This is a genomic window from Aminobacter sp. MSH1 (assembly GCF_003071665.1).
GTDB classification, from domain to species: Bacteria; Pseudomonadota; Alphaproteobacteria; order Rhizobiales; family Rhizobiaceae; genus Aminobacter; species Aminobacter niigataensis.
The window spans coordinates 2122455-2141489 of sequence record NZ_CP026265.1 but is presented as its reverse complement, the minus strand read 5'-3'; the positions used below and the strand labels follow the sequence as shown (position 1 = coordinate 2141489).

The following is a 19035-nucleotide window of genomic DNA, read 5'->3' as shown; positions in this document are numbered from 1 at the left end:
CTTAGTCGTTGGCTTCCGGCGGCAGGAAGTTGACCTCGTGCTGGGCCGAGACCTTCACCACCTCGGCCGGGTCGGCGAGATTGTCGAGCTTGTTGAACAGCTCTTCCAGCATGCCCGCCGGCGACACCCAGAACAGTGCCTTGGTCGGCTTGTCCGACTTGTTGAAGTAGCCGTGCGGGATGCCTCTGGGCATGCGCACCAGGTCGCCTGCCTTGGCCTTGACCCACTCGCCGTCGAGCTTGAGATCGAGTTCGCCTTCCTGCACGAGGATGAACTCTTCCTGAGTCGGATGGACGTGCACGGGCACGAACTGGCCCGGCTCGCTGTTGGTCTCGAAGGCGAAGGTGGCATCGCAAACCGCCTTCGGAAAATAGACCTGTCCAAGGATATTCCAGGTCTTGCCGGCATAGCCGTCGCCCTTGCGCGTAATGCCCTTGGCGAGTTCCTTGCTCATCATAAGCTCCCTCTGTTCGAAGGACCTGCCCATGGCGGCCCTTTCATTTGTTCCACCCCGAAGAGTGCTGCAGACATCGTCAATGAACTAGCCGGAATGCGCGGCGACTATCCAGAAAACGCAAAAATGCAGCAGGGTGGATGCATTGCCGTTCATTTTCGTTGGCAGCCGGATGATCGGTGCTAGTCTGGCCGGATGCTGATGGAAGAGGCGTCCGTTCGAAGGGTACCGCTTTCCGATCATGTCTTGTTTCAGTCGAACGATCTCGACTGCGCCAGGGAGCGGGTCGCCCAGAAGTTCTGCAATCACCGACTGGACATCATCGGTGATCGAAAACCTTTTCGCGTCACGCACAATCATGCCCCCGGCGAGATGATCTCGCTGAATTACATCAGCTATGGCGCCGACGTGCTGATCGACCCCGGCGAACTTGGCGACTTCTATCTGATCCAGATGCCGGTTTCGGGCACGGCGACCGTCCGCAACGGCACGCGCGAGTTCATCACAAACCGCAGCATCGCCTCCGTGCTCAACGCCGACCTGGCGACGAGGATGAAGTGGTGGCAGGGCTGCGCGCAACTGCTCATCCAGGTGCGCAAGGCGCCGCTGCATGCCTTTGCCATGCGCCTGCTCGACCGTGACATACCGGCGCCGCTGATCTTCGATCCTCTGGTGGATTTTTCGAGGCCCGAGATGCAGGCGTGGCGGCGCCTCGCCAACTCACTGTTCCAGGCCGCGGAGAGGAAGACGGCTTCAGCGGGATCGGGCATCCAGAACGTTCTGTACGAGCAGCACCTCCTGGAACTGTTCCTGCGCAACCAGCCCAGCAACATGAGCCTGTTCTTCGACGACCGGAGGCAAGGTGCGGCACCTCGCCATCTCAAGCGCGCCGAGGAGTTCATCCGCGCCCATGCCGCCTTGCCCATCGGGCTGCACGAGATCGCCGGCGCCGCCGGTGTCGCGCCCCGGACGCTGCAACTTGCCTACAGGAATGCCTTTGGCATCTCGCCGCTGCGCGCGCTGACGCGCGAACGCATGCGCCGCGCCCGCTTCGACCTGGTGGCGAGCGAAGCCACCGTCACCGATGTCGCGCTGAAATGGGGCTTCACCCACTTCGGCCGCTTCGCCGCCGAATACCGGCATGAATTCGGCGAGCTTCCGCGCGAGACGCGGCAGGCGCGCCACGGCTTGGGCCGCGCCACGCACGAAATGGCCTGACGAACGTCCCGCTAGGATTTGGCCAGCGAGGGTTTGACAGGAGCGGCAGCGCGCAGCGTCTGCTTGCGACCGGTTGGCTCGTAGGCAAACTCATCGACCACACGGCCGCCGAGCAGGTGCTCGGCAACGATGCGGTCGATGGCGGCCTCGGTGACGCCGCCATAATAGGTCCCCTCGGGAAAGATCTGGATGACGGGGGCGAGGTTGCAAGGGCCGAGGCAGGTCGACTTGCAGCTCATGGTGCCGTCGCCGCTGACGCGCAGCTTCTGGCGGTCCTGCTGGTTGCGCAGGTGACCCCAGATGAGATCGGCGCCGGCGGCGTTGCACGGGCCGCCCTGGCAGACCAGCACGCGACGTTTCTGTGCCGGGATCAGCGACCCCTCCGGCACCAGCTTTTCGGCAGGCGGAACGGGAGCAGCCACTTCTGCGGTTTCGACAAGCCCGGCCATGAGGGCTGCCAAGAGCGGGCTTTCGGCGAGGCCCTGGGCGATACGGATATTGGCCCATGGCGCGCCATCCTCGGCCTGCCATCGACGCAGCGACTTGTTGAGCCAGGCGGTGAAGCTCGGCTCGATCGGCAGCATCAGCGGCAGGATGAGAATGTCGGTGGCGCCGGCCTCACGCAGGGCTCCGAGCGCCTCTCGCAGCGACGGCGTGCCCTGCTCGGTGAAGCCGAAGCTGGCGCCGGCGACACCTGGCAGCGTGGCCGCAAGCTCGGCAAGGCGCTGCATCTGCCTGTAGGGCGCAGCGGCAAAGGCCGACTTGGCGACCAGCAGCACATGCCTTTGCGGCGCGGAGTTGTTTTCGCTTGAGTTCGACACCTGCAATCCCTGACCAGCCGTAGCGGGATTGCGGCAACGCAGGCCAAAGCCGGTGCCGGATGGCTACCGTTTCAACCCGCGCTCCTGTGGTACACCCCGCCCACGGAACCTCACTTGGTCAGGCAGGTCTCCTGGCTCGCGGGTCGTTGCTTCATCGCCCGTCTTCCCGGCTTCATGCCAGTGACGTGGTGGGCAATGTGGCTATTCACCATTGGGCATGATCGTTTCCGAAAAGCGGAAACCACTTTTCGGGACCATGCCCTGACCGCTCACAGTTGCGGGGCAGCTTCGGCTTCTACCGAATTCCCTCTTAGCTCCCGCTGAGAGGCGGGAGAACCATAACCACGCGGCAAGCTATAGGCGCGCATCGACAAGTCAAGCGCCTAAAGCTGCTCCGACTATTCCGCCGCCTCGGCGAAGGCGGCAGGCACATAGTTGAGGATCGGTGCCAGCCAGCGCTCCGTCTCTGCAACCGACATGCCCTTGCGCTTGGCATAGTCTTCGACCTGGTCGCGCTCGACCTTGGCGACACCGAAATAATAGCTTTCCGGATGCGAGAGATAGAGGCCCGAGACCGACGAGCCCGGCCACATCGCCATGCTCTCCGTCAAAGTCACGCCGGCATTGTTCTCGGCGTCGAGTAGACGGAACAAGGTTGTCTTTTCGGTGTGGTCGGGCTGCGCCGGATAGCCGGGCGCCGGGCGGATGCCGTGATAGGCCTCGCCGATCAGCTCGTCGCCCGACAGGCTTTCGTCCGTCGCATACCCCCAGAACTCCTTGCGGACGCACTCGTGCATGCGCTCGGCGAAAGCCTCGGCGAAGCGGTCGGCCAGCGCCTTGACCATGATCGAGGAATAGTCGTCATTGGCGCGCTCGAAGCGCTCGGCGATCGCCACTTCCTCGATGCCGGCGGTCACCACGAAGCCGCCGACATAGTCGGCCTTGCCGCTGTCGAGAGGGGCTACGAAGTCCGACAGCGCGACATTCGGCCTGCCGTCGCGCTTGGTCAGTTGCTGGCGCAGGGTGAAGAAGCTCGCCAGTTCCTTTGTGCGGCTGTCGTCGGCGAACAGCCTGATGTCGTCGCCTATGGTATTGGCCGGCCAGAAGCCGATCACCGCCTTCGGCGCGAACCACTTCTCGTCGATGATCTTCTTCAGCATCGCCTGGGCGTCTTCGAACAGCTGGCGCGCAGCCGCACCCTGGTTCTCGTCCTCAAGGATCTTGGGGTAGCGGCCCTTGAGCTCCCAGGTCTGAAAAAACGGCGTCCAGTCGATGTAGCGGGCGAGCTCGGCGAGATCCCAGTTTTCGAACACCTTCGTGCCGAAGAAGCTCGGCTTCGGCGGCGTGTAGCCGGTCCAGTCGGCCTTGTGCGCATTGGCGCGGGCCTTTGCCAGCGGCAGCCGCTGCTTGTCGGCCTCCGAGCGGGCGTGCGCATCGGCGACCTTCTTGTATTCCGCCTGCACGGTTTCGACGTAGCCCTGCTTCGCCTCGGCCGACAACAGGTTGGACACCACGCCGACCGCGCGGCTGGCGTCGGTGACATAGACGGCCTGGCCGCGCTCATAGCGCGGGTGGATCTTCACCGCCGTATGGACGCGGCTGGTGGTGGCACCGCCGATCAGCAGCGGGATGTCAAAACCCTCGCGCTCCATTTCGGCCGCGACATGGGCCATCTCGTCGAGCGACGGCGTGATCAGGCCGGACAGGCCGATGATGTCGACATTCTGCTCCCGCGCGGTCTGCAGGATCTTGGTTGCCGGCACCATGACGCCGAGATCGATGATCTCGTAGTTGTTGCATGCGAGCACCACGCCGACGATGTTCTTGCCGATGTCGTGGACGTCGCCCTTGACCGTCGCCATCAATATCTTGCCGGCGGTCTGGCGCTCGCCATTGTCGATGCCCTTGGCGGCGTTGGCAGCCTTCTCCGCCTCCATGTGCGGCAGGAGGCCGGCAACCGCCTGCTTCATGACGCGGGCGGATTTCACCACCTGCGGCAGGAACATCTTGCCGGCGCCGAACAGGTCGCCGACGACGTTCATGCCGGCCATCAGCGGCCCTTCGATGACATGCAGCGGACGTTCCGCCTTCAGCCGCGCCTCGTCGGTGTCGGCGTCGATGAACTCAGTGATGCCGTTGACCAGCGCGTGGCTGATGCGCTGCTCGACCGGCCAGTCGCGCCAGGCGAGATCGCGCTCCTTGGCTTCCTTGCCGGCCGTGCCCTTGTAGCGCTCGGCCAGCTCGAGAAGGCGTTCGGTCGCGGTGCCGCCGGCCTTGGGCAGGCGGTTGAGAACGACGTCCTCGCAGGCTTCGCGCAGCTCCGGATCGATCGATTCATAGACCGCCAGCTGCCCGGCATTGACGATGCCCATGTCCATGCCCGCCTGGATGGCGTGGTAGAGGAACACGGCATGCATCGCCTCGCGCACCGGCTCGTTGCCGCGGAACGAGAAGGACAGGTTGGACACGCCGCCCGAGATGTGGACGTGCGGCAGGGTGCGGGTGATCTCTCGCGTCGCCTCGATGAAGTCGACGCCATAATTGTCGTGCTCCTCGATGCCAGTGGCGACCGCAAAGATGTTGGGATCGAAGATGATGTCTTCAGGCGCGAAGCCAGCCTGCTCGGTGAGCAGCTTGTAGGCGCGGGTGCAGATCTCGACCTTGCGCGCCTTGGTGTCGGCCTGGCCCCGCTCGTCGAAGGCCATGACGACAACGGCAGCACCATAAGCGTGGCAGAGCCGGGCATGATGCAGGAAGGCTTCCTCGCCCTCCTTCATCGAGATCGAGTTGACGATCGCCTTGCCCTGCACGCATTTCAGGCCGGCCTCGATGATCTCCCATTTGGAGCTGTCGATCATCACCGGCACGCGCGCGATGTCGGGCTCGGCGGCGATCAGGTTGAGATACTCGACCATCGCCTTCTTCGAATCGATCAGGCCCTCGTCCATGTTGATGTCGATGATCTGGGCGCCATTGGCGACCTGGTCGCGCGCTACCTCGAGGGCGGCCGCATAGTCTCCCGCCGTGATCAGCTTGCGGAACTTGGCCGAGCCGGTGACGTTGGTGCGCTCGCCGACATTGACGAACGGGATCTCGTCGGTGAGCGTGAACGGCTCGAGGCCCGACAGCCGCATCTGCGGCTTCAGTTCCGGTATCTGGCGCGGCGGATGCTTGGCTACGGCTTCGGCGATGGCCCGGATATGCTCCGGCGTCGAACCGCAGCAGCCGCCGGCGACGTTGATCAGGCCCTCGCGCGCGAATTCCTCGACCTGGGCGGCCATGAATTCCGGGCTCTCGTCATACTGGCCGAAGGCATTGGGCAGGCCGGCATTGGGATAGGCGCAGATGAAAGTCTCGGCGACGTCGGACAATTCGGAGAGATGCGGCCGCATGGCATTGGCGCCAAGCGCACAGTTGAGGCCGACGGTGAAGGGGTTGGCGTGGCGGATCGAGTTCCAGAAGGCGGTCGGCGTCTGGCCCGAAAGCGTGCGGCCGGACAGGTCGGTGATCGTACCGGAGATCATCACCGGCAGGCGCACGCCCTTTTCGATGAAGATCTCTTCGCAGGCAAAGATCGCCGCCTTGGCGTTCAGCGTGTCGAAGATCGTCTCGATCAGGATGATGTCGGAACCGCCGTCGATCAGGCCGCGCAGCTGCTCGCCATAGGCGATGCGCAGGTCGTCGAAGCTGACGGCGCGATAACCGGGATTGTTGACGTCGGGTGAAATCGAGGCGGTGCGGTTGGTCGGCCCGAGCGCGCCGGCGACGAAGCGGCGCTTGCCATCCTCCTGTTGGGCGCGGATCGCGGCACGACGCACCAGCCGCGCGCCGTCGCGGTTGAGCTCGTAGACCATGTCTTCCATGCCGTAGTCGGCCTGGGCGATCGAGGTCGACGAAAACGTGTTGGTCTCGATGATGTCGGCGCCGGCCTTGGCGTATTTGTAGTGGATTTCCTCGATCGCCTTGGGCTGGGTCAGGATCAAAAGGTCGTTGTTGCCCTGCTGGTGGCAGGCGCAGCCGGTGAACTTGTCGCCGCGGAAATGGTCCTCATCGAAGCCCAATCCCTGGATCTGGGTGCCCATCGCGCCATCAAGGACGAGAATTCGTTCGCGCGCCGCAGCCTTGAGCGCGGCCATCACCTCCGAACCGTCCGGCCTGGCGGACACGGCCCCAAACAGGGCGTCGAGGGAGGAGGCGTTTTGCGACATTTTACGTCCTTTCGGCGACAAAGCCGTCAGGTCACATAAAGACATCTTTATGTCAATATGTCGATAGGCAAACAGGCGCAATTGTTGCCCGCCGGCCCTTGCCGCGTCCGCGCTTCCAGGTAGCGCAGCGGTCCGGTACTCATCGTGCGCCGTGGAGCCGGCTATCTCACCTCGGCCCGCGCCCGCGGCCGCGCATCGTTGCGCTCGTGGGTGAAGATCGCGGCCGGCAAGGGCTCGCGGTTGCGGATGATGTCCGCACCCTTCTCACCCACCATGATCGTCGGCCCGTTGGTGTTGCAGGACGGCACGCGCGGCATCACCGAGCTGTCGCAGACGCGAAGGCCCTCGATGCCCCGCACCTTGAGCTCGAGGTCGACGACGGCCATGTCATCGGTGCCCATCTTGCAGGTGCCGACAGGGTGATGATCGGTCTTGGCATTGGCGCAGCCATAGTCAAACAACTGTTCCTCGGTCACGATGTCCGGCCCCGGCAGCCGCTCGGCCAGCACGAACGGCTTGAGCGCTGCCTGCTGCATGATCTCGCGCGCGACCCTGAGGCCTTCGATCGACATCTTGCGGTCGTGCGGATCGGCCCAGTAGTTCGGGTCGATCAGGGGAGCGGCCGCCGGATCGTTCGAGGCAAGGCGTACCGTTCCGCGCGAGCGCGGATGCAGATAGGCCGAATTCAGCGTCACCCCTGCATTCTTGAGGCGCGCCACGCCCGCCTCGATGCCCGAGCCGAGCCCAAGGTGGAACTGGATATCGGGCGAGCGCGCATCGGGATCGGCATACCAGAACCCGCCCGTCTCGAAGAGGCTCGATGTCACCGGCCCGGTACGGAACAGCACATATTGCAGCCCGGCCCACAGCGTGCGGTGCAGCTTGGCGACGTTGTCGTAGGTGTGATCGCCGGTGCATTCGGAGATCACGAACAGGTCTAGGTGATCCTGCATGTTCTCGCCGACGCCCTTGAGGTCGTGCATGACCGGCACGCCGACGCTCTTCAAATGATCGGCCGGGCCGATGCCCGACTGCAGAAGCAGTTTGGGCGAGCCGATGGCGCCCGAGGACACCAGGACCTCGCGCTCGGCGCGGATGATTTCGGTGCTGCTGCCGTTGGCGATCTCGACGCCAACCGCCCTGCCCTTCTCCACCACGATGCGGCTGACCTGGGCACCCATCCGAACGGTCAGGTTGCGCCGATCCTTGATCGGCGCAAGATAGGCCATGGAGGCCGAAGAGCGGCGCTTGTTGCGCTGGGTCAGCTGGTAGAAGCCGACGCCGGCTTGCTGGCGGCCGTTGAAGTCGTGGTTGTAGGGAAGGCCCAATTCCTGCCCGGCGCGGATATAGGCGTCGCAGATCGGCAGCGCCGCCGACGGCATCGACACGCCCAGCGGCCCGCCATAGGAATGGTAGTCGTCGGCAAAGCGCTGGTTGTCCTCGCAGCGCTTGAAATAGGGCAGCACCGAGCGATAGTCCCAGCCGGTGCAGCCGTCCTCGCTCGCCCAGAGATCGTAGTCGACGGCGTTGCCGCGCGTGTAGAGTTGGGCGTTGATGCTGGAGCCGCCGCCGATCACCTTGGCCTGTGTATAGCGCAGCACGCGGTTCTTCATGTGCTTCTGCGGCACTGTCTCCCAGCCCCAGCTCGCCACGCCCTTGGTCATCTTGGCAAAGCCTGCCGGCATGTGGAACAGCGGGTTCCAGTCGCCGCCGCCGGCTTCCAGCAGCAGCACGCGCACGTCAGGGTCCTCGCTCAGCCGGTTGGCGAGCACGCAGCCGGCAGGACCGGCACCGGTGATGATGTAGTCGTAGCTCATGCCGAAAACTCTCAGAGACGCGCGACGGACAATGCACCGTCGGCCTTGATGATGGTGCCCGTGGCGAAGCCGAAACTGCCGCTGGCAAGGGCTGCCGCGATGCGGCCGATATCGTCCGGCTCGCCCCAGCGTTTGATCGGCACAAGCCCGTCGCCGATCAGCCGGTCGTATTTTTCCTGGACCTTGGCCGTCATGTCGGAGCGGATGATGCCGGGACGGATCTCGAATACGTCGATGCCGGAGCTCGCCAGCCGGAGCGTCAGCCCTTGCGTGAAAGCCGCGAGCCCGGCTTTCGACATGCAGTAGTCGAGCCGCTCCGGCGAGGTCATCTCGGCCGAGATCGAGGTGATGTTGATGATCGAGCGCCTCTGGCTCGGCTGCGACATGGCCAGCATCGCGCGCAGCACGGCTTGCGTGAAGAATACCGTGCCGCGCAGGTTGACCGACATGATGGCATCGAAATTCTCGGGCGAAAGCTCGAGGAAATCGCCGCGCATCTTGGACGCGATGCCGGCATTGTTGACCAGGCAGTCGAGCCGCCCGAAGTGATCGGCGATCTTTTCGACCGTCGCTGCATGGCCGTCGATCGCAGCGAGGTCGGAGACGACGAACAGGACCTTGGCGCCGTGCTTTTCAAGGCCGGATACGGCCTCCACCGCAGCCTGATCCATTTCTCGGTCGGTGATGGCAAGATCGAAGCCCGCTTCGGCCAATGCCTTGGCAGCCGCAAGCCCGATGCCGCGGCGCGCGCCGGTCACCAGCGCCACGGGTTTCGCCTGGATACTCATGCCGCGAGATCCTTCCTGGCAATATGGTCGGCGACGCGCAGCGCCTGGGCCGCGATCGTCAGCGCCGGATTGACCGCCGCCGAGGTCGGCAGGAAGCCGGCGTCGACGACAAACAGGTTCGGATGATCGAAGGCACGGCAGAAGACGTCGAGCGGCGCCTGCGCGGGGTCGTTGCCGATGCGTACCGTGCCGCACTGGTGCGACGGCGTGCGCTTGTCGAAAGCGCGAGAGACCACGATTGGAAATCCGGCACTGCGCAGCACCTGCTTGAGCTTGGCCACCAGCCGCTCATGCGCCTCCCAGTTGCTGCGCACCCATTTCAGCACGATGCGGTCGCCATCGACCATGATGCGGCTTTCGGGCGACGGCAGGTCCTCGCTCATCGCGTAGAAATCGATCGAATGCGCGGTCACCCGGTTGAGCAGCCACTCCGGCACCGAAGGCATCGCCCCCTTCAGGATCGTTCCCGAGATGCGCCCCAACAGTTGCACATTACCGAGCGGCGGCCCGCCCTCGCCGTCGGAGAGATAGAAGTCGTTGAAGCCGAAGGTCTTCTGGTAGACCGAGTCGTTGCGGAACCACGGACTCATGGCGATCACCGCCGTCGAGTTGTGGTTCATGAAGTTGCGGCCGACCTGGTCGGAGCGGTTGGCGAGCCCGGTCGGATTGCTGTCGTTGGCCGAGCGCAGCAGCAGCACCGCCGACTGCACCGCACCCGCCGAGAGGATCACCAGCTTGGGCTTCAGCACCGCCGTCTCGCCGTTGCTGACATAGTGAACCGCGACGATCCGGCCGTCCGGGCCGCTCTCCAGCCGCGTCACCCGCGAACCGGTCTGAAGCTTGACGTTGTCATGCTTCAGCGCCGCCGCCAGCGCCGTCGTCTCGGCGTCCATCTTGCCGTCAAAACTGTTGGGATGCGCGTCCCACGGCGTCTTGCCCTTGGCCAGCCAGCGCTCGATGTCGACGCCCAGCGGCAGCGAAAAAGGGTGCACGCCCTTCGCCTTGAGGCGCATCCGCACCTTCGAGATCGCCGGCTCGTCAGCGACCGGCTTCAGCCCATAGGGCTTCGAATGCACCGGCTCGGTCGGGTCTTCGCCCAGTGCGCCGCGCACCTGGTAGAGTTCTTCCGCCAGGCCGTACCATGGCTCCAGCTCCTCATAGGCAATCGGCCATGCCGGCGACACACCGTCGAGATGCTGCATCTCGGCGAAGTCCTCGCGTCGGTAGCGCGTCAGCACGGCACCGTAGAATTTCGAATTGCCGCCGACATTGTAGTAGTTGCCAGGGTTGAAGCCGGTGCCGTCGGCCTCGTACCAGGTCTCGTCCGGCCGGAAGTGCCCGCGCTGGAAGATGGCGCGCTGGTCGCGGTTCTCCGGCCGGTCCTCGATATGGCCGCCGGCTTCGAGTATCAGGATTTCGGCCCCGGTCGCGGCGAGGCCGGCGGCGACCGTGGCCCCTCCGACCCCCGAACCGATGATGACGATGTCAGGCTGTCCGGACATGTCAGGCGATGCGCAGCTGGCTCTTGGGGTCGAAGAACACCGCCTTGTCGAGATTGAAGGCGAGCTTGGTCTTCTGGCCGGCATGGATGGCCGCGTCTGCACGCAGCCGCGCCACCACTTCCTTGCCGCCGAGCTTGGTGACGGCAAAGGTGTCGGAGCCTGCCGGCTCGACCACCTCGATCAGGCATTCGCCCTCGGCGATCGACTTGGCGTTGCGGTCGGCGCCGTCGGGATCGGTCAGCGCTTCCGGGCGCACACCGAAGATGATCTCCTTGCCCGCGTAGGCACCGAGTGCGCCATTGGCGAGCTTGATCGGCAGCGCTAGCGGCTGGTCGCCAGGGCGATCAAGGATGACGCTAAGGCTGCTGCCCGCCCCACCTTCGAGACGGCAATTGAGCAGATTCATCGCCGGCGAGCCCATGAAGTCGGCGACGAACATGTTGGCCGGGCTGTTGTAGATTTCGGCCGGCGTGCCGAACTGCTGCAGGATACCGTCCTTCAGCACCGCGATCTTGGAGGCAAGCGTCATCGCCTCGATCTGGTCGTGGGTGACATAGACGATGGTCGTCTTCATGCGCTGGTGCAGGCGCTTGATCTCGGTGCGCATGTCGACGCGCAGCTTGGCGTCGAGGTTCGACAGCGGTTCGTCGAACAGGAACACCTGCGGATCGCGCACCAGCGCCCGGCCCATGGCCACACGCTGGCGCTGGCCGCCGGAAAGCTGGCTCGGCTTGCGGTCGAGCAGGTGGCCGATCTGCAGGATGTCGGACACCTGCTTGATCGCCTTGTCGCGCTCGTCCTTGGGCACGCCGCGGATTTCCATGCCGAACGCGATGTTCCCCGCCACCGTCATGTTCGGGTAGAGCGCATAGGACTGGAACACCATGGCGATGTCGCGCTTGGACGGATGCAGACCGGCCACCGACTTGCCGTTGATCGCGATCTCGCCCGAGGTAATCGGCTCGAGCCCGGCGATGGTGTTGAGCAGCGTGGACTTGCCGCAGCCTGACGGCCCGACCAGCACCAGGAAACCGCCCTTGTCGATCTCGATATTGATGTCCTTGAGGATCTCTACCTGGCCGTAGTTCTTGTAGAGATTGCTGATCTTGAGAAACGACATGGGCTTACCCCTTGACCGCGCCGGCCATCAGGCCGCGCACGAAGTAGCGTCCGGAGACGATGTAGACGATGAGGGTGGGCAGGGCGGCGAGGATCGCGCCGGCGAAATGCACGTTGTATTCCTTCACGCCGGTCGACGAGTTGACCAGATTGTTCAGCGCCACTGTCAGCGGGATGGAATTGAAGCCCGAGAACGACGAGCCGAACAGGAAGTCGTTCCAGATGTTGGTGAACTGCCAGATGACGGTGACGACGATGATCGGACCCGACGACGGCAAAAGGATGCGCCGGAATATCTGGAAGAAGCTGGCGCCGTCGATCTGTGCCGCCCTGACCAGCTCGGTCGGGAACGCCTCGTAGTAGTTGCGGAAGAACAGCGTGGTGAAGCCGAGGCCATAGATGGCGTGGATCAGCACCAGCCCGGTGATGGTGCCGGCAAGGCCTGTCAGGCCGAGGATGCGGGCCGAGGGGATCAGCACGATCTGGAACGGGATGAAGCAGGCTAGCAGCATCAGGCCGAAGACGATGTTGTCGCCCTTGAAGCGCCACTTGGTCAGCACATAGCCGTTGAGCGCGCCGAGGATGGTCGAGAGCGCAACCGCCGGCACGACCATCAGCACAGAATTGATGAAGTAGGGCTTCAGTCCAACCGGCTGAACGCCAATCTGCGCGGTCGACCAGGCCGACAGCCATGGCGCGATGGTCCATTGCTTGGGCAGCGCCAGCATGTTGCCCTGGCGGATTTCGTCCAGCGGCTTCAGCGAGTTCACCACCATGACGTAGAGCGGCAAGAGGTAGTAGATCGCAAAAAGGATCAGCACGACATAGATGATGGCGCGGACGAAAATGCTGTTGCGCGTGGCGACGTCCTGGGAAGCGGCGCTCATTTCTTCTTCCCCCCGAGCTCGGAGTACAGATAAGGCACGATAATGGCGAAGATCATCATCATCATGATGATCGCGGATGCCGCGCCCATGCCCATTTCGTTGCGGCCGAAGGTGAACTTCTGCATGAACAGCGCAGGCGTCCACGTCGCGGTGCCTGGCCCGCCGTCGGTCATCGCCACCACAAGGTCGTAAGACTTGATGGCAAGGTGGGCGAGCACGACAAAGGCCGACAGGAACACCGGCCGCATCAGTGGAATGATGATTCGGCGATAGATCGTCAGCGTCGAGGCGCCGTCGATCTGGGCCGCCTTGATGATCTCGTTGTCGACGCCGCGCAGGCCGGCGAGGAACATTGCCATGACGAAGCCGGACGACTGCCAGACCGCAGCGATGACGATGGTGTAGATCGCCATCTGGCCTTCCTTGATCCAGCGGAACGAGAAGCTCTCCCAGCCCCATGACTGCATCACGTGCTCAAGGCCGATGCCGGGATCGAGGAACCACTTCCAGGCGACGCCGGTGACGATGAAGGACAACGCCATCGGGTAGAGATAGATCGGCCGCAGGAAGCCCTCGCCCCGGATCTTCTGGTCGAGGAAGATCGCCAGCGCGAGGCCGATGAAGCTGCAGACGACGATGTACAGCACCGAGAAGATCGCGAGGTTCTTCAGCGCCGTGATCCAGTTGGGATGGTTGAACAGCCTGACATAGTTGTTCAGGCCGACCCAGGTCGAAAAATCGGGCAAAAGCTTCGAGCCGGAAAACGACAGGAAGCCCGTGAAGACAATGAAACCGTAGACGAAGATCAGGATCAACGCGAAGCTCGGCGCCAGCACGATCTTCGGCAGCAGGTCCTGCAACGTCGCGCGCGGGTTCGTTACCGCGCGGGGTGCGGTCGTGGTGAGATCGGCCATGGGTCCAGCCTCTGGGTTGTCAGGTCAGGATGTGCCCCGGCCGAAGCCGGGGCACGAAAGCAGGCGATCAGCCTTTTGCAGCGGCAACCGCTTCGGCCAGCGCCTTGGCGGCAGCCTTGGAGTCAAGCTCGCCGTTGAAGTGGCGAGTGACGACGTCATAGAGCGCGTTCTTGACCGCTGCAGGTGCGGCGTAGCCATGGGCCATGGAGCCGAACAGCTTGCCGGCGGAGCTGGCTTCCGCCAGATCCTTGATGCCTTTCTTGCCGCAATCGTCGAAAGCGGTGTCAGGCACGTCGGTGCGTGCCGGCACCGAACCCTTGACCACGTTGAACGACGACTGGAAAGCCGGGTCCTCGATGTCGGCGGCCATCTGAAGCTGCGCCTTCTTCTTGTCGTCGCCGACCTTGAACATCATGAACATGTCCGAGTTGAAGGTGACGGCGCCCTGCGTGCCGGGGAAGCGGATGCAGACGAAGTCGGTGCCCGGCTTCTGGTTAGCCTTCAGGAACTCGCCCTTGGCCCAGTCGCCCATCATCTGCATGCCGGCCTTGCCCTCGATGACCATCGCCGAGGCAAGATTCCAGTCGCGGCCGGAGAAGTCCTTGTCGACATAGCCCTTGAGCTTGGTCATGCGGTCGAAGGCTTCGACCATCTTGTCGCCGCCGAGCGCCGCCGGGTCGAGGTCGATCATCGACGACTTGTAGAAATCGGTGCCGAGCGACAGCACGACGGCGTCGAAGATGGTGGCATCCTGCCAGGCCTGGCCGCCATGGCCGAGCGGGGTGATGCCGTTGGCCTGCATCTTGTCGAGCACCGCGACCAGCTCGTCCCAGGTCTCGGGCGCCTTGCCGCCGGCGGCGTCGAGCGCTTTCTTGGAGATCCAGACCCAGTTGGTCGAGTGCACGTTGACGGGTGCTGCGATCCACTTGCCGTCATGCTTGGCGAAGTTCTGCAGCGCCGCCGGAACGACCTTGTCCCAGCCTTCCTTGTCGGCCACTTCGCCGAGATCGCCTACGACGCCCTGGTTGGCCCAGTCGGTGATGTCGAAGCCGAGTGCCTGCACGGCGGTGGGCGGATCGCCTGCAGTGACGCGGGCACGCAGCGCGGTCATCGCCGCTTCGCCGCCGCCGCCGGCAACCGGCATGTCCTTCCAGGTCACGCCCTGGGCCTCGAGGTTTTTCTTCAGCACGTCGAGTGCCGCAGCCTCGCCGCCCGAAGTCCACCAGTGCAGCACTTCGACGCTTTCCTCGGCATGTGCCATCGGCATCGGCGCGGCAAACAGGGCCGCCACAGCTGCCGTACTCATCAAAAACTTACGCATTCCAGTTCCTCCCGGGTTGCAAGTTCCTCACGCATCATTGCGTGACATAAGTTCCCCTTGGCCCCGCCTCGGGGAATTTCTCCTCAGGTCCGCGCCTCCTTCGGCATCCAGTGGCCGGTGCGCGGTCCGATATGCATGTTGAGCGTCTTGGTCTCGGTGTAGTCCTCCACCGCATGGCGGCCGAGCTCGCGGCCGATGCCCGACTGGCGATAGCCGCCGAAGGGCAGTTCGGAAGCGCCATCCATGAAGGTGTTCATCCAGACGGTGCCGGCCCGCACGCGGCGGCCGACCGTCAGGCAGGTGTCGAAGTCGCGGCTCCACACCCCGGCCGACAGGCCATAGTCGATGGAATTGGCGATGCGGATCGCCTCGTCAGTGGTCTCGAAGGCAAGCACCGAAAGCACCGGTCCGAACACCTCCTCGCGCGCCACCGCCATGTCGGGGGCGACCGACGACAGGATCGTCGGTTCCATGAACTGGCCGAGGCCGAGATCGGCGGCAGAACCGCCGATGGCGACATCAGCGCCATTGTCGCTCGCACTTTTCACGTAAGTGACGATCTTCGCAAGATGTTGCGGCGTGATGATAGCACCAACCTGTGTCGAAGGGTCCAGCGGATCGCCGACCTTGACCTTCGCCGACAGCGCGGCCACGCGGCTGGTCACCTCGTCGACGATGTCGCGATGGACGATCAGGCGCGAGCCGGCATTGCAGCATTCGCCGGCGTTGAAATAGGCGCCGAAAACGGCCGCATCGATGAAGTCGTCGAGATTGGCGTCGGGGAACACGATCTGCGGGTTCTTGCCGCCAAGTTCCAGCGACACCTTCTTCAGCGTCTGCGCGGCATTCGCCATGGTCAGCCGGCCGATGCCGGTCGAGCCGGTGAACGACACCATGTCGATATCGGGATGGCTGGTCAGCGGCGCGCCCGCCTCGGGGCCAGTGCCGACGATGATGTTGACCACGCCCTCGGGTACGCCGGCGGCCTCCAGGATATCGCCCAGCACCAGCGTCGAAGCCGACGTCAGCTCCGATGGCTTGACGACCGCCGTACAGCCGGCCGCCAACGCGAAGGGCAACTTCTGGCTGACGATCAGGAATGGGAAATTCCATGGCGTGATGATCGACACCACGCCGATCGCCTCGCGCAGAACCACGCCCAGCGTGCCGTCGCCCAGTGTGTTGTAGGTTTCGCCATGCAGGTCACGGGCAAGGGCAGCGGCGTAGCGCCAGATGTCGGCAGCGCCGCCGAGTTCGCCCTTGGCCTGCGAGATCGGCTTGCCGGACTCAATGCAGTCGAGGAAGGCCAGTTCGTCGGCACGCTCGTCAATGATGTCGGCGGCCCTCAGCAGGATGCGCGAGCGCTCGGCACCGGTCATGCGCGGCCAATGGCCGTCGTCGAAAGCTTTCCGTGCGGAAGCAATGGCGCGGTTCGCGTCGACCGCCGTCGCAGCCTCGTAGCGGCTAACAACGGTGCCGTGGCCGGGGCTGGAACGCTCAAGAATCTTGCCTTCGGCGCCGGCGGTCCACTTGCCGTCGATCAGCATCTTGAACTCGCGGACCTTGAAGCCGTCGAGCGGCTTGGGGCGCATCAGGACCGTCATCACCATTCTCCTGCAAATTTGGCGGCGCGTTTCTCGCTGAAGGCCGCGAGCCCCTCCTTGAGGTCGCCGGTCTTGGCCACGAGAATCGAGCCCAGCGCCTCGACGGCGGTGCCATTGTCTTCGCCGTTCGCAGCCGCGATCATCAGTTTTGCGACCTCGACTGCCGCCGGGCCGCGTGCCGCGATACGCACCGCATAGTCGCGCGCGGCAGCCACCGCTTCACCGGTCTCGACCACATGGTCTACCAGCCCGAGCACTGCCGCCTCGTCGGCGGAAAAAACCTCGCCGCCCAGCGCCATGCGCCGCACCACCTGCGCGCCGGCGCGCCGCACCAGCCGCTGCGTGCCCGACCATCCCGGCACCATGCCGAGCCCGGTCTCCGGCAAGCCGATCTTCACGTGACGTTCGGCAATGCGGATGTCGGCGGCAATCGCCAGTTCCAGCCCACCGCCCAGCGCATGACCGTTGATGGCAGCGATCAATGGAACGCGCAGAGTCGCCAGCCGCTCGAACACGCGGTGGCCGAAGCGCACCCAGGCGTGGCCGAACTCGTTGGGCGACATGCCGCCCCAGGCCTTGATGTCGCCGCCGGCCGAAAACGCCTTGCCCTCACCGGTCAGGACGGCGACACGGATATCGGCATTGGCTTCGACCTCGTCGCAGGCAGCCGACAGTGCCTTCAGCATCTCGATGTCGAAGGCATTGAGCTTGTCGGGCCGGGCCGCCGTGATGACGGCAACGGGACCGTCGAACGCCACCTTGATGCGCTGGTCAGCCATGGACTCCCTCCAGCCTGCGTCCGGCCTTGCGCGGCAGGGTCAGCCCGATTGGCGCCTCGGCAAACAGGGAAGAATCCATCTGCTTGAGCTTGTCCGAGACGATCAGCGGGAACTCCGACTCATCGAGGATATGCGCCTGCAGATCGACGCCCGGCGCGATCTCGGTCAGCACGACGCCCTCGGGCGTCAGCTTCATTACACAGCGCTCGGTGACGTAAGTGATGTCCTGGCCCTGCTCGACAGCGCGACGACCGGAAAAGGTGACGTGCTCGACTTCGTTGACCAGCTTCTTGAGCTTACCTTCCTTCTCCACCACCAGTTTGCCGCCAGCAATATCGAGCTTGGCACCGGCATTGAACATGCCGGAAAAGACGATCTTTTTCGCCCGCGCCGTGATGTCCACGAAGCCGCCTGCGCCCGCCGTCACATGCGGCCGGAAGCTGAGCTTGGAGACGTTGACCGAGCCACTGCGGTCGATCTCGAGGAAGGACAAGAGCGAGGCATCGAAGCCCGCGCCCTGGAAATAGGTGAACTGATAGGGCGACGGCATGAACGCGTCGGCGTTCGACGAGCAACCGAAGGCGAAGTCGAGCAGCGGCACGCCACCGACCGCACCTTGCTCGATCACCCAGGTGACCTCGCCGTGCAGGCCTTCTTCGAGCAGGATGCGCGGCACGTTGGCCGAGATGCCGAAGCCGAGATTGACGGCGCTGCCGGCCTCCAGCTCCTGCGCCACGCGGCGCGCAATCACCTTCTGGATGTTGAACTCGGGCACGCGAAAACTGTCGAGCGGACGCATGATCTCGCCCGAGATCGCCGGGTCATAGAGCGTCTGCGTCGTCTGCTTCTGCTCGGGGTCGACGACGATGTAGTCGACAAGCATGCCGGGCACGCGCACGTCATGCGGGCGCAGCGATCCGTCCTTGGTGATGCGCTTGACCTGGGCGATGACGATGCCGCCATTGTTGCGGGCAGCAAGCGCCTGGTCGAGACCACCTAGATAGGCACCCTCATGCTCGTAGGTCAGGTTGCCGCGTTCGTCCGCCGTCGTGGCGCGGATGATGGCGACTTGCGGCTTGATCGCGGGGAAGAACAGCCAATCCTCGCCCTCGAAGCTGACCTTCTTGACCAGCGGCTCGGCCGCGGCGCGCGCATTCATGGCGCAGCCCTGCCGCTCCGGATCGACGAAGGTGTCGAGCCCGACCTTGGTCATCACGCCCGGCCGCTTGGCCGCCGCTTCGCGGTGCATGTCGAACATGATGCCCGAGGGAACGTTGTAGGCCGCCACCTCCTCGTTGCCGATCATCTGCCAGATCAGCGGCGGTTCGGCACTCGACGGCCCCGAGGGGTAAGAGCCGCCGATGATCTTCTTCAGCAGGCCCTTCTTGGCGATATGGTCGACGCCCTTGATGCCGCTCATGTCGCCGGCGGCGATCGGATGCAGCGTGGTCAGGTCGCGCGGATGCCCCGTCGCCTCGAAGCGCTCGCCGATCGCCTTCAGCATCAGGTCCGGGCAGCCGAGGCCACTCGACGACGATACCGAGACAACAGCGCCGTCCGGAATAAGTGCAGCGGCCTGAGCCGGGGTGATGTGCTTGCCCAT

General features: G+C 64.3%; 14 protein-coding genes and 1 riboswitch. Of the genes, 1 reads left to right on the top strand and 13 read right to left on the bottom strand.

Annotated features, from left to right (window positions below; all coding sequences use genetic code 11):
- Position 1: 1 nt before the first annotated feature.
- A complete protein-coding gene (locus tag CO731_RS10630) occupies positions 2–454 on the bottom strand; it encodes a cupin domain-containing protein (protein WP_108609752.1) in 453 nt (150 codons plus the stop codon).
- Positions 455–700: 246 nt separating this feature from the next.
- Here CO731_RS10630 and CO731_RS10625 point away from each other — a divergent pair, with 246 nt between their 5' ends.
- A complete protein-coding gene (locus tag CO731_RS10625; protein WP_245439721.1) occupies positions 701–1672 on the top strand; it encodes an AraC family transcriptional regulator in 972 nt (323 codons plus the stop codon).
- Between the two features lie 11 nt (positions 1673–1683).
- Here CO731_RS10625 and CO731_RS10620 read toward each other — a convergent pair whose 3' ends face one another.
- The 12 genes from CO731_RS10620 to CO731_RS10565 all read right to left on the bottom strand — a co-directional run bounded on the left by CO731_RS10620 (position 1684) and on the right by CO731_RS10565 (position 19035).
- Positions 1684–2493, bottom strand: coding sequence for a (2Fe-2S) ferredoxin domain-containing protein (locus tag CO731_RS10620; protein ID WP_245439720.1), 810 nt, complete (start codon positions 2491–2493; stop codon positions 1684–1686).
- Positions 2494–2596: 103 nt separating this feature from the next.
- A riboswitch (cobalamin riboswitch) is annotated at positions 2597–2849 on the bottom strand.
- A gap of 42 nt (positions 2850–2891) precedes the next feature.
- Positions 2892–6701, bottom strand: coding sequence for a methionine synthase (gene metH, locus CO731_RS10615; RefSeq protein WP_108607070.1), 3810 nt, complete (start codon positions 6699–6701; stop codon positions 2892–2894).
- A 161-nt stretch (positions 6702–6862) separates the two neighbouring features.
- Entirely contained in the window at positions 6863–8518 is a 1656-nt protein-coding gene (locus CO731_RS10610; RefSeq protein WP_108607069.1) for a GMC family oxidoreductase N-terminal domain-containing protein, read from the bottom strand.
- Between the two features lie 11 nt (positions 8519–8529).
- On the bottom strand, positions 8530–9306 hold the full coding sequence (locus CO731_RS10605; protein WP_108607068.1) for a 3-ketoacyl-ACP reductase: 777 nt from the start codon (positions 9304–9306) through the stop codon (positions 8530–8532).
- On the bottom strand, positions 9303–10808 hold the full coding sequence (locus CO731_RS10600) for a GMC family oxidoreductase (protein ID WP_108607067.1): 1506 nt from the start codon (positions 10806–10808) through the stop codon (positions 9303–9305). Before CO731_RS10600 ends, CO731_RS10605 begins: the two co-directional genes overlap by 4 nt.
- A gap of 1 nt (position 10809) precedes the next feature.
- Complete coding sequence (locus tag CO731_RS10595) at positions 10810–11928, bottom strand: ABC transporter ATP-binding protein (protein ID WP_108607066.1); 1119 nt, start codon at positions 11926–11928, stop codon at positions 10810–10812.
- Positions 11929–11932: 4 nt separating this feature from the next.
- Positions 11933–12814 carry a carbohydrate ABC transporter permease gene (locus CO731_RS10590; RefSeq protein WP_108607065.1) on the bottom strand — a complete coding sequence of 294 codons (882 nt, stop codon included), beginning with the start codon at positions 12812–12814 and terminating at the stop codon, positions 11933–11935.
- Complete coding sequence (locus CO731_RS10585) at positions 12811–13728, bottom strand: sugar ABC transporter permease (protein ID WP_108607064.1); 918 nt, start codon at positions 13726–13728, stop codon at positions 12811–12813. Before CO731_RS10585 ends, CO731_RS10590 begins: the two co-directional genes overlap by 4 nt.
- A gap of 67 nt (positions 13729–13795) precedes the next feature.
- Complete coding sequence (locus CO731_RS10580; protein WP_108607063.1) at positions 13796–15049, bottom strand: ABC transporter substrate-binding protein; 1254 nt, start codon at positions 15047–15049, stop codon at positions 13796–13798.
- A gap of 83 nt (positions 15050–15132) precedes the next feature.
- Entirely contained in the window at positions 15133–16653 is a 1521-nt protein-coding gene (locus CO731_RS10575) for an aldehyde dehydrogenase family protein (protein WP_108609749.1), read from the bottom strand.
- Complete coding sequence (locus CO731_RS10570) at positions 16653–17432, bottom strand: enoyl-CoA hydratase/isomerase family protein (RefSeq protein WP_108607062.1); 780 nt, start codon at positions 17430–17432, stop codon at positions 16653–16655. Before CO731_RS10570 ends, CO731_RS10575 begins: the two co-directional genes overlap by 1 nt.
- Positions 17425–19035, bottom strand: a complete 1611-nt coding sequence (locus tag CO731_RS10565; RefSeq protein WP_199914585.1) for an acyl CoA:acetate/3-ketoacid CoA transferase — start codon at positions 19033–19035, stop codon at positions 17425–17427. Before CO731_RS10565 ends, CO731_RS10570 begins: the two co-directional genes overlap by 8 nt.

Coding starts and splice junctions, on each gene's coding strand:
- CO731_RS10605 (WP_108607068.1), bottom strand. CDS start 9,306: ATGAGTATCCAGGCGAAACCCGTGGCGCTGGTGACCGGCGCGCGCCGC.
- CO731_RS10575 (WP_108609749.1), bottom strand. CDS start 16,653: ATGACGGTCCTGATGCGCCCCAAGCCGCTCGACGGCTTCAAGGTCCGC.
- CO731_RS10600 (WP_108607067.1), bottom strand. CDS start 10,808: ATGTCCGGACAGCCTGACATCGTCATCATCGGTTCGGGGGTCGGAGGG.
- CO731_RS10570 (WP_108607062.1), bottom strand. CDS start 17,432: ATGGCTGACCAGCGCATCAAGGTGGCGTTCGACGGTCCCGTTGCCGTC.
- CO731_RS10590 (WP_108607065.1), bottom strand. CDS start 12,814: ATGAGCGCCGCTTCCCAGGACGTCGCCACGCGCAACAGCATTTTCGTC.
- CO731_RS10565 (WP_199914585.1), bottom strand. CDS start 19,035: ATGGGCAAGCACATCACCCCGGCTCAGGCCGCTGCACTTATTCCGGAC.
- metH (WP_108607070.1), bottom strand. CDS start 6,701: ATGTCGCAAAACGCCTCCTCCCTCGACGCCCTGTTTGGGGCCGTGTCC.
- CO731_RS10595 (WP_108607066.1), bottom strand. CDS start 11,928: ATGTCGTTTCTCAAGATCAGCAATCTCTACAAGAACTACGGCCAGGTA.
- CO731_RS10630 (WP_108609752.1), bottom strand. CDS start 454: ATGAGCAAGGAACTCGCCAAGGGCATTACGCGCAAGGGCGACGGCTAT.
- CO731_RS10610 (WP_108607069.1), bottom strand. CDS start 8,518: ATGAGCTACGACTACATCATCACCGGTGCCGGTCCTGCCGGCTGCGTG.
- CO731_RS10580 (WP_108607063.1), bottom strand. CDS start 15,049: ATGCGTAAGTTTTTGATGAGTACGGCAGCTGTGGCGGCCCTGTTTGCC.
- CO731_RS10585 (WP_108607064.1), bottom strand. CDS start 13,728: ATGGCCGATCTCACCACGACCGCACCCCGCGCGGTAACGAACCCGCGC.